The 14,803-nt window shown below is 66.8% G+C and carries 10 protein-coding genes; 6 read left to right on the top strand and 4 right to left on the bottom strand.

Annotated features, from left to right (window positions below; translation table 11 throughout):
* Positions 1-313: 313 nt before the first annotated feature.
* Complete coding sequence (locus tag AL346_RS18930; protein WP_210168021.1) at positions 314-913, bottom strand: helix-turn-helix domain-containing protein; 600 nt, start codon at positions 911-913, stop codon at positions 314-316.
* Between the two features lie 646 nt (positions 914-1,559).
* Positions 1,560-2,696 (bottom strand): alpha/beta hydrolase, encoded by a 1,137-nt coding sequence (locus AL346_RS18925; protein ID WP_245258949.1) that lies wholly within the window; start codon positions 2,694-2,696, stop codon positions 1,560-1,562.
* Positions 2,697-3,075: 379 nt separating this feature from the next.
* Here AL346_RS18925 and AL346_RS18920 point away from each other — a divergent pair, with 379 nt between their 5' ends.
* The 3 genes from AL346_RS18920 to AL346_RS18910 are packed head-to-tail and all read left to right on the top strand — an operon-like array spanning position 3,076 to position 7,758.
* Complete coding sequence (locus AL346_RS18920; protein WP_026015473.1) at positions 3,076-4,626, top strand: AbgT family transporter; 1,551 nt, start codon at positions 3,076-3,078, stop codon at positions 4,624-4,626.
* Between the two features lie 57 nt (positions 4,627-4,683).
* Positions 4,684-5,886 carry a M20/M25/M40 family metallo-hydrolase gene (locus AL346_RS18915; RefSeq protein ID WP_040405382.1) on the top strand — a complete coding sequence of 401 codons (1,203 nt, stop codon included), beginning with the start codon at positions 4,684-4,686 and terminating at the stop codon, positions 5,884-5,886.
* Positions 5,887-5,925: 39 nt separating this feature from the next.
* Entirely contained in the window at positions 5,926-7,758 is a 1,833-nt protein-coding gene (locus AL346_RS18910; RefSeq protein WP_019404125.1) for an SLC13 family permease, read from the top strand.
* Positions 7,759-7,876: 118 nt separating this feature from the next.
* Here AL346_RS18910 and AL346_RS18905 read toward each other — a convergent pair whose 3' ends face one another.
* Both AL346_RS18905 and AL346_RS18900 read right to left on the bottom strand, forming a co-directional pair.
* Positions 7,877-8,872 carry an aldo/keto reductase gene (locus tag AL346_RS18905; RefSeq protein ID WP_019404124.1) on the bottom strand — a complete coding sequence of 332 codons (996 nt, stop codon included), beginning with the start codon at positions 8,870-8,872 and terminating at the stop codon, positions 7,877-7,879.
* A gap of 481 nt (positions 8,873-9,353) precedes the next feature.
* Positions 9,354-10,622, bottom strand: coding sequence for a low temperature requirement protein A (locus AL346_RS18900; RefSeq protein ID WP_197286579.1), 1,269 nt, complete (start codon positions 10,620-10,622; stop codon positions 9,354-9,356).
* A 458-nt stretch (positions 10,623-11,080) separates the two neighbouring features.
* Between AL346_RS18900 and AL346_RS18895 the strand changes: the two genes are divergently transcribed.
* The 3 genes from AL346_RS18895 to AL346_RS18885 are packed head-to-tail and all read left to right on the top strand — an operon-like array spanning position 11,081 to position 14,729.
* Positions 11,081-11,962: a PhnD/SsuA/transferrin family substrate-binding protein gene (locus tag AL346_RS18895; protein WP_026015472.1), complete on the top strand. Its 882-nt coding sequence runs from the start codon at positions 11,081-11,083 to the stop codon at positions 11,960-11,962.
* 3 nt (positions 11,963-11,965) lie between these two features.
* The gene (locus AL346_RS18890) at positions 11,966-13,420 is read left to right on the top strand and encodes a sensor histidine kinase (RefSeq protein WP_019404121.1); all 1,455 of its coding nucleotides are present in this window, start codon (positions 11,966-11,968) and stop codon (positions 13,418-13,420) included.
* A complete protein-coding gene (locus tag AL346_RS18885; RefSeq protein WP_019404120.1) occupies positions 13,410-14,729 on the top strand; it encodes a sigma-54 dependent transcriptional regulator in 1,320 nt (439 codons plus the stop codon). Before AL346_RS18890 ends, AL346_RS18885 begins: the two co-directional genes overlap by 11 nt.
* Positions 14,730-14,803: the final 74 nt, after the last annotated feature.

Here is a 14,803-nt window from a genome sequence, read left to right as displayed (position 1 = left end):
CGGCACCCGCCGCTGAAGCCCACGCGTCGTTCCTCCGGCGATCGTGCGGCGCAAAGGGCCGCGATCAGATCCTGGACGGCCCGAGCCGTTCAGCTTTCCCCGGTTGGCAGAGGGAGGCTAGCAACAGTCCCCGGAGCGTGGATGAGCACAGAATCCCACTTTTGCGCCGGTCATCCCAAATTCCGCGCCGGGTTTCGTGATCCTTTCGGGCCGAGGGAGGCGGACAGGCAACCCGTGTAGGCAAGGGACGCCGCATTGCGAGCCGCGGAGAAGAGGCGTCCACGGCGCGCCGTCGGAATGTGCCGCCGAGCCCTTAAGCCTGCGTTGCGCCAGTTGCCGCGGTATCACGGCGCGAAGAGGCTGGCGGCATTGGCCCGGGCTCAAGCCTCATTGTTCCTTCGGGCAGGAACGTGCCGGTGGGGGAGGGCTGCTGGGCTTGACTGCGCAGGCGTGCCTCTGTCGGGCTGTAGCCGAATTCCCGCCGGAATGCCCGGCTGAAAGTCGAGTGGTCGAGGAAGCCGACCTCGTTACCGATGACGTGGATCGAGGCCACGTCCTGATGGGAGCTCAGCCGCCGGTGCGCCTCGCGCAGGCGTTCCCGGTTGATGAAATGGCCGACGCCACCATGATTTTCGAACAGGCGGTAGAGCTTCGACCGCGACATCGCCAGCAGCCGCGCCAGATGCCGCGGGCCGAACTCGGGGCAGGCCATGTTCTGGCGCACGAGGAGCCGTGCCCGGTCGATCAGCCGGGATGCGTGAGGAAGATCACCGATCGTGCGGAGGAGGCAGGGCGTGACGCAGGCCGCGACCAGCGCGCGCGTGGCCGCAGAGAGGCTATGCGCATGCTCGGCGGACATGTTCGGCAGCAGGCGGCAGAGTGTGTCCATGAAACCTGCGAGCAGGCCGGCCATCTGCGGATTCACCTCGCGCCGCCGTGACTGCTCGTCCTCGTCAGCCCAGTCCGACCGCCGGGGAATATGGAGGGTCAGAATCTCCCAGTCCTTGATCGGTCCCACCCCGGGCGGAGACCGGGGGCGGGCACTCCTGGCCTCGTGCGGGACGACCGGGAAAGACCCGTCCTGTCGAAGAGGGCGAGCAAACGTAACACGCCAGTGATCGCCCAAGGATCCCGGGGTGCGGCGCCTCAGCAGCAACGGCGCTCCCGAGCAGAGGGTACGGGTGAAGACGATGTCTCCGAGCCTCCAGGAGACACTTTCTGCGGTAGCGCGGTTCGTGACCGCCCGTAGCGGACGAGGGTCGATGCTTCGGGCGGCATTCCATCCGTCGGGTCGGCCGGCATGCCATTCTTCTGCCGGCCAGTAATCTACAGAAAAGGAGCCGGTTTCCGTATCCGAGTGGCCAGACGAACGCGCATGCATGGAATTCTCCAGCTGTCTGTCGTTCTCGTCAGGGTATTCGTGTCCTAGCTGGCATCCGGCGGCTTGTGTCGAGACTGGAAATAGCGGGTGTGCCCAGTGAAATCGGCGGATAGTGGCCCCGCGTGGGGCTCTCACCACGCGAATGACTTTGCTCCTCCTGGCGTCGCGGCGTCAACCCTCACCGCGAGGCCGCCATGTCGAACACGCGGATCGGCGCGGTGACGATGAGGCCGGCGGCTGAGCCGAGGGCGTCGGCCGCGAGGAGCGGGGGAGAAACGTCGGAATCGGTGATCACCTGGCCCTGAAGCAGCCTGTCGCCGATCAGGCGGACGGCATCGGGGCTGGCGGCGAAGAGATCGTGATTGACCCGGTCCCCGGCCCGGATCGCGGTCAGGTCGAGCACCTTAACGCCGGACAGTCCCGACAGCTGCCGCTGATAATCCTCACGGGCCGGGTCGATCCCGCCGAGGCGCGTCGCCCCGCGCGAGATGAAGCGGGAGAGCTGCAACGCCCTGTCATGCCGGGCGACGAACAGTGTGATGTGCGGGCGGCGGGGACCCATATCCTCGACCTGCCGTCGGAACACGCCGATATCGAGATCGGGCGAGGCCAGGACGAGATTGCTGATCTTGCGGGGAACGCCGCCCCGTTCGAGGGCGAGCTGCCTGACGGCCTCGACCGCCGGCCAGCCGCCCATGGAATGGGCGAGGATGACGATCTCGCCGACCGACGGGCTGTTCGCCGCGGCCTTCAGCAGATAGGCGAGGTCGGATCGCGAGTAGGTGGCGTTGTCGAAATCACGCCGGTAGTCGAGCAGGCGGCCGCGCGAGGGCCATGAGAACAGGACCGGTGCGGCCGCCGCGTCCGTATCATGGGCGAGCTGCGCAAAGCGGAAGACGGCGCGGTCGAACGGCGTGTTGAAACCGTGCACGAAGACGAAGATGCGCCGCTTGCGCGCGCCGGCGGACCTGAACCAGCCGGTGAGCTCCGATTTCGCCACCGGCTCGGCCGAGACGACGACGAAATCCGTCGCCGGATTGCCCGGCACGGTGCGAGGCAGCTGGACGGTGCCGATCTCCCGCGCGCGCGGGATGGAAACGACGATGCTGCTGAACGAAACGCCGTCGCCGCGCTCGCCGGAAAACAGAATGCCGGCATCCGGATCAGGGGCGCGGGTGGTTGCCGCGAGGATCGTCACCCGATCCGTATCGGGGGCCGGCTCGACCGGCTGCAGCAGCCCCTGCCTCGACGCGCAGCCTGCGGCGCCGAGGGCGAGGCAGGCAGCCACCAGTCGCCAGGCGTAGCCTGACCACACGCTCAACCGGCACCCGCATGCGGCTGCGCATCGCTGGAACGGCGGGAGGATCCGGATGCGGAGGGTGACCCATAACGGCGCACTGGCATCGCTGGCGTTTCTCCATCCGGATGGTGGGGAAGGTGGGAGGCTCAAGAATATACAGTATTGCCCCGCCCAGACAGCAGCAAGCGGGCCCCGGAAGCCGGGCTTTTTGTATCCGGAATTTGGGACAAGGAGGCCAAAGTTTGGGATTCCTTGCCGATGACCTCCACGCCCAAGCAATTAAGGTCCGAGCCGGAGACCTGTGCCGGGAACGTTGGGCCGATGCCAGGTGCGGGCCGTCAGATGACTGGACCGCCCGCTCCGCGCGAGCGCGCAGCTCCTGGGGAGGCATGGCATGTCCACAGCAACTGCCGTACCGAAAACGACGATGCAGCGGTTTCTCGATGGCGTCGAGAAGGTGGGCAACATGGTGCCCCATCCGGTCGTCATCTTTCTGATCCTCATCGGCATCGTGGTCGTGCTGTCGGCGCTGCTCAGCCTCTTCGGGGCATCGGTGGCCTTCGAGCGGATCAATCCCGACACGCACGAGATCGAGAGCGCGCGCACCGAAATCCGCAGCCTGCTGACGGTGGACGGTATCCGTTTCATGTACACGTCGCTGATCCCGAATTTCATGGGCTTCACGGCCGTCGGGCTCATGATCGTGGCGATGATCGGCGCGGGCGTCGCCGAGGAATCCGGGCTCGTCACGGCGCTGATCCACAAGCTGGTGATCGTCTCGCCGCGCTGGGCGCTGACCTATATCCTGTCCTTCGTCGGCATTCTTGCCAGCATCGCCGCCGATGCCGGCTATCTCGTCCTCATCCCGCTCGCCGGCATCGCCTATCTGGCCGTCGGACGGCATCCGCTCGCCGGGCTCGCCCTCGGCTTTGCCGCCGTGGCCGGTGCCTTCACCGTCAACATGCTGATCAAGCCGCTCGACGCCGTGCTCGTCGAGTTCACGAACGACGCGGCGCGTCTCGTCGATCCCAACCGCTCGATCGGCCTTGCCTCGAACGTCTGGTTCTCGATCGCCTCCGTGCTCTTCCTGACGGTCCTCATCGCCTTCATCACGGATCGGATCATCGCGCCGCGTCTCGGGCCCTACGACCCCGCCAAGGCCGCCGAGGGCACGACGACGGACCAGAACGCCATGCTCAGCGAACAGGAATCGCGCGGCTTGCGGTTTGCCGGCCTCGGCCTGCTCGGGCTGATCGCGGTCTTCTGCCTGCTGACGATCCCCTCGGGATCGCCGCTGCGCAATCCGGAAACCGGCGAGTTGATCGGCAACTCGCCGTTCATGAACGGGCTGATAGCCCTCATCATGCTGGTGTTCCTGGTCTCCGGCTGGACCTACGGCATCGGTGCCGGCACGCTGCGTACCCTGCCCGAGGTGATCGCGGCCATCGAGAAGTCGGTCAAGAGCCTCGGCGGCACGATCTTCCTGTTCTTCGTGCTGAGCCAGTTCGTTTCCTACTTCACCTACACCAACATCGGCACCGTCATGGCGCTCAGCCTCTCGGGCGCCCTGCAGGCCGCCAACATCGGGCCGCTGCCGCTGCTGATCGGCTTCATCGTCGTGGTCGCCATCATCGACCTGCTGCTCACCGGCGCCATCGCCAAGTGGGCGATCTTCGCGCCGGTCTTCGTGCCGCTCCTGATGAAGCTCGGCGTCGAGCCGGAGGCGGTGCTGGCCGCCTACCGCGTCGGTGACTCGCCGATGAACGCCATCACGCCGCTCAACGCCTATTTCGCCCTCATCGTCGGGTTCGCCCAGAAATACGACCGAACGGCGGGCGTCGGCACGATCGTCTCGCTGATGCTTCCCTACGTCGTCTGGATGTTCGTGCTGTGGACCGCGCTCTTCGCCGTCTGGAAGATGCTCGGCCTGCCATGGGGCCTGTGACGGGCCCTACCGCCGCAGCCCCCGACGAGACAACACCTAACTGATCGGGTGGACATCATGAGCAGCCCCTCCATCCCTCTCGACGTCGATGCCGCGATCGATCACCTCATGCGCTTCCTCTCGGTCGAAGGCGTGACAGGACAGGAAGCGGCCATCGCCGCCGCCGTCAGTGACGCGCTGAAGCAGATCGGTGTTCCCGCTTCCGCGATCCGTTTCGACGACGCGAACAAGCGCATCCCGCTGCCGACGCAGACGGGCAATCTCATCGTGGACCTCGCCGGCACGCGGCCCGGGCCGCGGCTGCTGTTTTCGACGCATCTCGACACGGTGCCGCTGTGCGCCGGCGCCAAGCCCCGGCGCGAGGGCGACCGCATCGTCTCGGATGGCACGACGGCGCTCGGCGGCGATGCGCGCACGGGCGTCGCCCTCCTTGTCGTGCTCGCCGAGACGCTCATCCGGAACAATCTTCCGCATCCGCCGATCACGCTGCTCTTCACCGTGCGCGAGGAGAGCGGCCTGCACGGCGCGCGCGAGCTCAACCCGGCGGACCTCGGCGGCCCGGTGATGTGTATCAACGTCGACGGTCAGCTCGCATCCGAACTGATCGTCGGAGCCGTCGGCCAGGAGAACTGGGAGGTTGCGATCAAGGGGCGCGCCTCCCACGCCGGCGTCGCGCCCGACGAGGGCATCTCGGCGACCCTGGTCGGCGCGATCGCGCTCGCCGAGGCCCACCGCGCCGGCTGGTTCGGCAAGGTGGTCAGGCCTGACGGCAGCGGCACGAGCAATGTCGGCATCTTCGGCGGCCGCGACGGCAAGCCGGCGGGCGACGCGACCAACGTCGTGACGGACTATGCCTATATCCGCGGCGAGGCGCGCAGCCCCGAAGCCGCCTTCGCGGCGCGCATCGTCGAAGGCTACAAGGAGGCTTTCGCCAAGGCTGCGGCGGCCGTGACGGATCACGAAGGACAAACCGCCGAGGTCAGCTTTACGCATGCCCCGGCCTATCCGCCCTTCGAACTCGCCAAGGACAGCCCGGTCGTGGAGCGTGCCGCCAGAGCGCTGAGACTGCTCGGCAGCGAGCCGACCTATCTGTTCTCCAACGGCGGGCTCGACGCCAACTGGCTCGACAAGCATGGAATTCCGACCATCACCATCGGTGCCGGCCAGGCCGAGATACACACCCTCAAGGAATACGTGAATCTCGCCGAATACGAGAAGGGCTGCCTCCTCGGCGTGCTCATGGCGACGCTCGAGGACTGATCTTGCGGCCGGAACGGCAAGCGGGGAGGAGGTGAACGCTTGAGCCCGATAGCTTACACCGGCGCGATCGTCGCTCTGGCCGTCGTCCTCTTCGTCTCGAACAAGGTCCCGGTTGTCATCGTCTCCATGATGACGGCGCTCGCACTGTGGGCGACCGGCGTCCTGACACTGCCGCAGGCACTCGGGGGGATGGGCGATCCCGCCGTCATCTTCATCGCCTCCCTGTTCGTCGTGAGCTCCGGGCTCGAGATGACGGGCGTCACGGCCTGGGCGGGACAGCTGCTCATCAAGGGGGCAGGGGAGGAGAGCAGGACGCGCCTCTTCGTCCTGATGATGAGCCTGGTCGCAGTGCTGACCGCCCTCATCAGCGTCAACGGGGCCGTTGCCGCGCTGCTCCCCGTCGTCGTCGTGATCGCGGTTCGCCTGAAGCGGTACTCCTCCCAGCTCCTGATGCCGCTGGTCTTCGCTGCCCACGCCGGGTCGATGCTGGCGCTGACGGGCACACCGGTGAACGTCCTCGTTTCGGAGGCCAGCGCCGATGCCGGTGCCGGCGAGTTCGGCTTCTTCGAATTTGCTCTCGCCGGCGTACCGCTGCTCGCCGGCACGATGGCGATCATCATCTTCTTCGGCCAAAGACTGCTGCCCGAACGCAACGGCGCGACCATGCCGCCGGATTTCAGCCGCCACGCCAAGACGCTTGTCGAGCAATACGGGCTCGCCAGCGGCATCTACCAGATGCGCGTACGCGCGACGGCGCCCTTCATCGGGCAGGCGGCGGCAGCGGTCGATCTGTCGGCCTATCCGGGCCTGCAGCTCGTCGCCGTTCAGGACGGTGCAACGGTGGGGCCTCTGCGCCGGGCGACGCTCGCCGAGGGCGACTACCTGCTGGTGCGCGGTGACGCGGAAGCGGCGGCGACCTTCGCGGCCGACAAGCACCTCGCCTTCCGGGAGGAGGCGAAGGACGGCGAGGGGGCGCAGACGCTGTTCAACACCCGATCAGGCCTCGCGGAGGTGGTGATCCCCCCGCGCTCGGGCCTCATCGGTGAGACGGTCTTTCCCGGCATGGTGACCGAGAGCGGTGATCTCATCGTCCTTGCCGTACAGAGGGCCGGTGCGGACGCCGCAGTGGGCACGACGAAGGATGCGGGCGGCGTGGAGCTGCAGGCCGGCGACACCATGCTGCTGCAGGGGACGTGGAAGGCCCTCGACATCCACCTCGACGACCCGGATGTCCTCGTGGTCAGCTCGCCCGAACTCGTCCGCCGCCAGGCGGTGCCCATGGGGCCGGGCGCGAAGCAGGCGGTCGCCATTCTCGTCGCAATGGTCATCCTGCTCGCCACGGGAAGCGTGCCGCCGGCGGTCGCCGGGCTGCTGGCCGCCGGCGCAATCGTCCTTTCGGGAATCATGAGCGTCGAGCAGGCTTATCGGGCGATCAGCTGGACCACCGTCATCCTCGTCGGCGCCATGATGCCGCTCTCCACGGCGATGGTCGAAACCGGGGCCGCTCAGCTCATGGCCGAACGCCTCGTCTACATGGTCGGCGACGCGGGCCCGACGGCCCTGCTCGCCGGGTTGTTCATCCTGACCGCCATCATGGGGCAGTTGATCAGCAACACCGCGACCGCGCTGATCGTCATCCCGATCGGCGTTGCAGCCGCGGCCGGCATGGGCATCTCACCGCAGCCGGTGCTGATGAGCACGGCGGTCGCGGCGGCAGCGGCGTTCCTGACCCCGATCGCCACCCCGACCAACCTGATGGTCATGGGCCCGGGCGGCTACGCATTCAGCGACTACTGGAAGCTCGGCCTGCCGCTGATGCTCTGGTTCTTCGTCGTCTCGGTCTTTCTCGTCCCACTGATCTGGCCGTTTTGACCGTGCGATCGATTCTTGAACAGGTCGAAGTGTCCCGCCTCGATCATCAGGCCAGGGCTAAGACGAAGGCCCTACACGCCGAATGGCTGGATGGCGTCGACCAAGAACGCCGTTCAGCTCACTTCTTGCTCACCCATGCGCCGACAGTGCCATAGCGTGAGCCGGCGAACTTTTCCGGCGCCAGCATGTTGCCAAGCGTGGCGATCTCCTCCGGCGCAAGAGCAATATCCGCTGCGGCGACGTTCTGCTCCAGATGGACGATCTTCCGGGCGCCGGGGATCGGCACGATGAAATTTCCCTGGCCCATGACCCACGCCAGCGCGAGCTGTGCAGCCGTCACCCCTTTGTCAGCAGCCATCTGCTCGAGCAACTTCACGAGCGCGACGTTGGCGGTCATGTTCTCCGGACTGAAGCGAGGCAGTGCCCGCCGGAAATCCCCGGCATCAAAATCGTCCGGCTTCTGGAATTTGCCCGTCAGGAAGCCGCGTCCGAGCGGACTGAACGGCACGAAACCGATACCCAGCTCGCGACAGGTGTCGAGGACTTCCCCCTCCGGATCACGCGTCCAGAGCGAATATTCGCTTTGAAGCGCGGAGATCGGATGGACGGCATGGGCCCGGCGGATGATGTCAGCTCCCGCCTCCGAAAGACCGAGAGCGCGCACCTTGCCCTCCTTCACAAGGTCGGCCATGGCGCCGACGGTGTCCTCGATCGGCACCTGCGGATCCACGCGGTGCTGATAGAACAGGTCGATCACGTCAACGCCGAGCCGCTTCAGCGATGCCTCGGCCACCGCGCGGACGTGCTCCGGCCGGCCGTCGACACCCGCCATGGCGCCCACCCCCTGTTTGCTCGGATCGATCTTGAAGCCGAACTTGGTGGCGATCACCACCTTGTCCCTGTGGGGCTTCAGCGCCTTGCCGACGAGGATTTCGTTTTCGAAGGGGCCATAGACTTCCGCCGTGTCGAAGAAGCTGACCCCAAGGTCGACCGCTCGGTGGAGCGTGCGGATGGATTCGTTCTCGTCCTGCCCCCCATAGGCGTGGCTCATGCCCATGCAGCCGAGCCCGACGGCGGAAACGGTAAGGTCCGGGCCGAGTTGACGTCTCTTCATCGGTTGCTTCCTTGTTTTGACTGTATTTTCTCAGCTATGGGCCTGAATCGCTTCCGCGGCGCGCGGAAGGGAAGCGGAGTGGGAGACTTAGGGCGAAGGCGCCGGGAAAGCTGCCCTCATCTGAGGGACGAGCTTGGCGGCTGCGCGCCCAATTTTTGGTCCGAGAGGTAATCTCTGCGTCTGCCCGGAAGCGGAAATAGCGGCGAAGAAGAATATAGGTCGTTGTTGCGGACGAAGCGGTCGCTAACAGTTGAGCGATCGAACCTGCCGAGATGGTTTTTACGGCTCTTTCCAACGTCCGCAAAGGGCTAATGGGAAGGATTGCAAAGGCCTGGTCGCTAATCGACAGACCAAATCTGAGGCACTTCGATGACAGGAAAGGCCGATCACGACCTCGATCCCTGCAGGCTGGACGTCTGACAGGACTGCAGCACGAGGGCTTCTGCACGACGAAGCAGCGAAGCTGGCTATATCGGTTCGCTTATTCCGCCGGCCTGACCTCCTCCTGGGCCAAGGCGCCGAGCTGGTGGCGATAGCCCCTCAACTCATAGCCGACGACGGTGACGACGGGCGCGAACATCAGGATGACGAGACAGACTGCCATATCGACGCCGGAGAGCGGGGCAATGACGGCGAGCGCCACCACCGCCGCGGTCGCGAGCAGAAGCCAGGTGTGGAAGCGGTCGAACCTGCCCATGAGATAGCTGTAGAGCGCGTATATGGAACCGACGAATACGCTGATCGGAACCGCAACGGTGAGCACGGTCGCAAGCGGGCCGATGTGAGCCTCGTGCTTGATGAAGCTGGCCGCGACATGAAGACCGGCCCCCGTCGCCACGATCGACGTGACGATCACCATCTGCGTGTAGCCCCAGCCAAAGGCCTTGTCGCGTCGCGTGTGCAGGATTCGCGCCGAGGGCAGGATGAAATAGACCCACCACATGGCGAAGGTAAGCCCGGTGCCGGCGAGGCCTGCCAGTCCCGCATCCAGAGACCAGCCGTGCTCCTCGACCACCATCGACAGCGCGGCGACTGAGCCGACGACGCCCTCGCCGAGAGCGATGATGGCGAACAGACCGTGACGCTCCGCGATGTGATGGGCGTGCCAGGGCGTACCGCCGTCCCTGCGCTCGGCGATGACGGGTCCCGCCAGCTCGATCAGGACGAGAACGACGACGAAGGCGAAGGTCGGGCCGAGCGTCAAATGCGAGAGGCTGAGCGAAACCCAGCCGACCTGTGCGATCAAGATCGCGACCGCATAGGTCAGGCAGGCGCGCCGGCGCGCTGGATTCTGGCTGGCGGCGCGCAGCCACTGGAAGACCAGGGCAACGCGCATGATCACATAGCCGAGCACCATGACCGAATTGTCGAGATATCCGCCGTGCTCGAGGGAGGCGAACATCGGCGGCAGTCCGACCGCGAAAATGAGCACTCCGATCATCTGCCCCATGGTCGCGACGCGGAACACCCAGTCGTCCGTGTCATAGGCCGAGGCGAACCACGAGAAATTCACCCAGGCCCAGCAGATGGCGAAGCTCGCGAAGCCGAAGCCGATCAGGGCGACGGCGTAGTGGCCTTCCGCCAGCGCGTGAGCGTAGCGGGACGCCGCGAAGGAGAAGCTCGTCACGAAGGTCAGGTCGAAGAACAGCTCGAGCGGTGTTGCCGCACGATGCGCTTCGTGCGGGTCGCGCCCGCCCATTCTCCGCGCATGGTGATGCAGGCTGTCCGGTACGGGGGTCGCGGTGCTCATGGCCGGTGCATTCGTAGTCAAGGCGACGAGAGGCTATCGGACCCCCGCCGACAGCGAAAGCAGAGAAGTGGACGGGCGACACGCCATGGATGCGAGGCGGAATGGCAGGTCGCTGCTTTGGGAGATGGGGAGCGCATGTCACGCCCGTCCCAGGCGAACGGCAGCAACCGTCCGCTCGAACCGTTCTTCAGGGCGAAACCAGGGAGAAGTCAGCGTATCGAGGATACCCATTCAGGGCCCGTAACCGCAGCGCGCGCTCGCGCGCTCCAAGGTCAGCGGAGAGTGTGGCGGCCTGAATTCATGAAAAGAGCGGTCTCGGCCGAGCATTGTCCTTCAATCGTCAGCCGCGGCTCGGGAGGCTCCATCGACCTGCTGCGCAAGTGCCCACTGTCCAGGGTTTCCGCCTGGCGTGGTCGGAGCTATCATTTTGTACAATCACAAGAACGAGGGGGAGGGACATGCTCGCGCAAGGTTCGGCCTCGCCGGATCGTCGACGGGTGTTGGCCGCTGCCGCGGCCGTCCTCCTGGCGCGTGGCGCGCAGGCCGGCGAAGCAGCGCCAGCCGGGCAGATCCGCTTCGGCCTGACGCCGGTCTTCCTCAACAACGATCTCGAGCTGCTCGGCCGGCTTCAGGGCTATCTCGAACGTGCCACCGGCCATCCGGTCAGCCTCATCACGCGGCGGACCTACCAGGAGATCACGGCGCTCCTGACCACGCGCCAGATCGATGCGGCGTGGATCTGCGGCTATCCTTTCGTCACGCACCGCAGCGAACTGCAGCTGGTTGCCGTCCCGCTCTGGCGCTCGCGACCGCTCTATCAATCCTACGTCATCGTGGGCAGCGACAGCGAAGCGCGTGACGTCTCCGATCTCGCCGGCGGCATTCACGCCTTCTCCGATCCCGATTCCAATTCCGGCTTCCTCGTCACGCGCGCCCTGCTGGCGGAGATGGGCCTGCGGCCCGAACGCTTCTTCGCCCGGGCGTTCTTCACCTACGGCCATCGCAACGTCATCCGCGCTGTTGCGAGCGGCCTCGCGGGATCAGGCTCGGTCGACGGCTATGTCTATGAGGTCATGGCCCAGATCGAGCCCGAGCTGACGGGGCGCACGCGCGTTCTGCGGCGATCGGAATGGCTCGCCTTTCCGCCCGTTGCGGCGCCGCGCACGCCACTCGACGAGATCCGGCTCGCGAAGCTCGCCGAGGCACTCCTTGCGATGCCGGCGCACCTCGACGGACGCGCGGTCCTCGCCATGCTGCGCCTTGACGGATTTGCCCGCGAGGAGGCGAGCCTGTTCGACGCGATTGCCGCCAAGGTCGACCTTCTGGCGCGGGCGGGCTGAACGATGCTCAGCCGCCTCGATCCGCGCTCCTGGCCCATCACGGTGAAGGTGCCGCTGGCCGTCGCCAGCCTGATGGTGCTCGTCGGCCTCATCCTCTCCGAACGCGTCCTCGCCCGGCTCGCCGACACGCAGGAGCGGCACCTGCGCGATCTGGCCCAGAGCTATCTCGACGGCCTGTCCTCGGCGGTCGCGCCTTCCATGCTGCGTGACGATACCTGGGAAGTCTTCGACGCGATCGAACGCGCGCGGGACCTGCACAGGAGCCTGCGCCCGCTCGAAACCGTCGTCAGCCATGCCGACGGCCGGGTGATCGCCGCCTCCGATCCGCGCCGGCATCCCGTTGGATCGTCGAACGAGGAGCGCCAGCGCGTGCAGGCGGCCGGTGCCGAGAGCTTCAGCTTCGAAGCGGGGGCTGACACGGCGACGGCCGTGCGCAAGCTGTCCTATCCGGGGCAGACGGTCGGCTTCATCGAGGCGGTGTTCGACACGCGCCATCTCGCCGCGGAGCGGCGCAGCGTCATGCTCGCGCTCGTTGCGACGAACGGCCTTCTCACGCTCCTCCTCGCGACGGCGGGCTGGCTCCTCGTGGCGCGCATGATGCGGCCGGTCACCATCCTCACCAACCATCTGGGGCTTGCCCGCGGCGCTTCCGCAGTGCCCATCGCCGAGGATGTCGTCATACGCCAGCGTGGCGAGTTCGGCCGTCTTTTCCGCGCCTACAACGCCTTGGCGGCATCCATGGATGAGCGCGAGACGCTCGTGAAGAAGCTGGCCGAGGAGGAGCGCCTCGGCAGCCTCGGGCGCCTTGCTTCGGCGCTCGCGCACGAGATCAACAATCCGCTCGGCGGGCTCTTCAATGCGCTCGCGACGCTCCGGACGCACGGCCATCTTGCGCATGTCCGCGCCAATGCCATCGGCCTGCTCGAGCGCGGCCTCGTCGGCATGCGCGACGTCGTGCGCACCACGCTGGCCGTCTACCGCGAGGAGAAACGGCCGCGCGATCTCGTCGCGTCCGACCTCGCCGACCTTCAGCTGCTGATTGCGCCCGAGGCGCGGCGCAAGTCCGTCTCCGTGACGCTCGAGAACGCGCTCGACGGCACGTTGCCGTTGCCGAGCACGCCGGTGCGACAGGCTATCCTCAACCTGCTGCTGAACGCGGTGGCCGCCTCGCCCGAGGGGGCCGGCGTCGTCCTCAACGCCAGCGTGAGCGGCGGTCTCTTCGTCGCCTCGGTGCGTGACCGTGGGCCAGGCCTGCCGGAGGCCGCAGCGCAGGTTCTCGTCGGGCCCATGGCCGTGACGCCGCTGCGCGATGGCGGCGGGCTCGGCCTGTGGACCACCAGGCGCCTCGTGAGCGAGCTTGGCGGGCGTATCGAGGTCGATCACCCCGGCGAAGGCGGTACGTTGCTCCGCCTCGTCATCCCGCTGCGATCCGCGCAGGAGCTGTCCGATGTCGCTTGAGCCCGCCACCATCGCGCTCGTCGAGGACGATCCCATCATGGGCGAGAGCCTCGTGCAGCGCCTCTCGCTCGAGGGTCTCACCGTCCGCTGGTGGCAGCGCGGGCGCGAGGCCGTCTCCGCACTGCGCGACGCCCGCGTGCAGGCGGTCGTCTGCGATATCCGCCTGCCCGACATCGACGGGGAGGCCCTCTTTCGCGAGATCGCACAGAGGCCGGATGCTCCGCCGTTCCTGTTCATCACCGGTTTCGGCGACATCGACCAGGCGGTGCGGCTGATGCGTGCCGGTGCCGCCAATTATGTGACGAAACCCTTCGATCTCGACGATTTCCTCGTCCGGCTGACGGAGCTCGTCCGCCCCGCCGCGGGCGATGAGACGCCTGTCCTCGGCGTATCGCAGGCCATGGGGGAGGTCGAGCGGCTACTCTCCCGCCTTGCCAGCGTGTCCTCTCCCGTCCTCATCTGCGGCGAGACCGGTACGGGCAAGGATGTCGCCGCCCGCTTCCTGCACGCCCGTTCGGAGGCTGCTCCGAAGCCGTTCGTCGCCGTCAACTGCGCCGCCATTCCGGCCGACCTGATGGAAAGCGAACTCTTCGGCCACGAGAAGGGCGCCTTCACCGGCGCCGTGCAGCGCCACATCGGCTATGCCGAGCGAACAGCCGGCGGCGTTCTCTTCCTCGACGAGATCGGCGAATTGCGTCCGGAGCTGCAGGCCAAGCTGCTGCGTCTCATCGAGGAGCGCAGCTTCCATCGCGTCGGCGGCGAGCGGCCGGTCGCCTTCGACGGCCGCATCATCGCGGCGACCAATGCCGATCTGCCGGCGCTCGTCGAAGCGGCGCGCTTCCGGCAGGATCTCTACTACCGCATCAACGTCATCACCGTCAGCATGCCCGCGCTGCGGGACCGGCCCGACGACATTCCCTGGCTGATGAACCGCTTCTTCGTTGAATTCACGGATCTGAACGACACTGCGGTCAAGGGCGTCAGCGCCCTCGCGGAAGAGGCGGCGCGGGCCCATGCCTGGCCGGGCAACGTCCGCGAGCTGCGCAACCGCATGGAGCGGGCGATGGCACTCGCGCTCGGCCCCTGGCTCATGCCGGGCGACCTCTTTCCCGACAAGGCGGAATACGGCGGGCCGGGGCCGTCCGGCTTCGGCTCCCTCGAGGATGCGAGGCTCGAGGCCGAGCGCCGGCACATCGTGCGTGCGCTCGCCGCAACCGGCGGCGAGATCGGGGCCGCGGCGCGGCTCCTCGGCATCGGCCGCACGACGCTCTGGGAGAAGATGCGGCGCCTCGGCATCGCCGTGCAGTAGCGTCCCGCATGTTCGGGGCCCCGAACCTTCGGCGTCGCACCATGTTCGGAACTCCGGACACGCGGTGGAATGCC

The organism is Chelatococcus sp. CO-6, from assembly GCF_001271345.1.
Classification (GTDB): domain Bacteria; phylum Pseudomonadota; class Alphaproteobacteria; order Rhizobiales; family Beijerinckiaceae; genus Chelatococcus_A; species Chelatococcus_A caeni.
Note: the sequence above shows the minus strand (reverse complement) of the source record. Positions and strands in the feature narration are given on the sequence as shown.

Bases quoted from the DNA above. Each gene is read 5' to 3' on its own strand.
- AL346_RS18930 (WP_210168021.1), bottom strand. From the start codon at position 913: ATGGCCGGCCTGCTCGCAGGTTTCATGGACACACTCTGCCGCCTGCTG.
- AL346_RS18920 (WP_026015473.1), top strand. From the start codon at position 3,076: ATGTCCACAGCAACTGCCGTACCGAAAACGACGATGCAGCGGTTTCTC.
- AL346_RS18915 (WP_040405382.1), top strand. From the start codon at position 4,684: ATGAGCAGCCCCTCCATCCCTCTCGACGTCGATGCCGCGATCGATCAC.
- AL346_RS18905 (WP_019404124.1), bottom strand. From the start codon at position 8,872: ATGAAGAGACGTCAACTCGGCCCGGACCTTACCGTTTCCGCCGTCGGG.
- AL346_RS18900 (WP_197286579.1), bottom strand. From the start codon at position 10,622: ATGAGCACCGCGACCCCCGTACCGGACAGCCTGCATCACCATGCGCGG.
- AL346_RS18895 (WP_026015472.1), top strand. From the start codon at position 11,081: ATGCTCGCGCAAGGTTCGGCCTCGCCGGATCGTCGACGGGTGTTGGCC.
- AL346_RS18890 (WP_019404121.1), top strand. From the start codon at position 11,966: ATGCTCAGCCGCCTCGATCCGCGCTCCTGGCCCATCACGGTGAAGGTG.
- AL346_RS18885 (WP_019404120.1), top strand. From the start codon at position 13,410: ATGTCGCTTGAGCCCGCCACCATCGCGCTCGTCGAGGACGATCCCATC.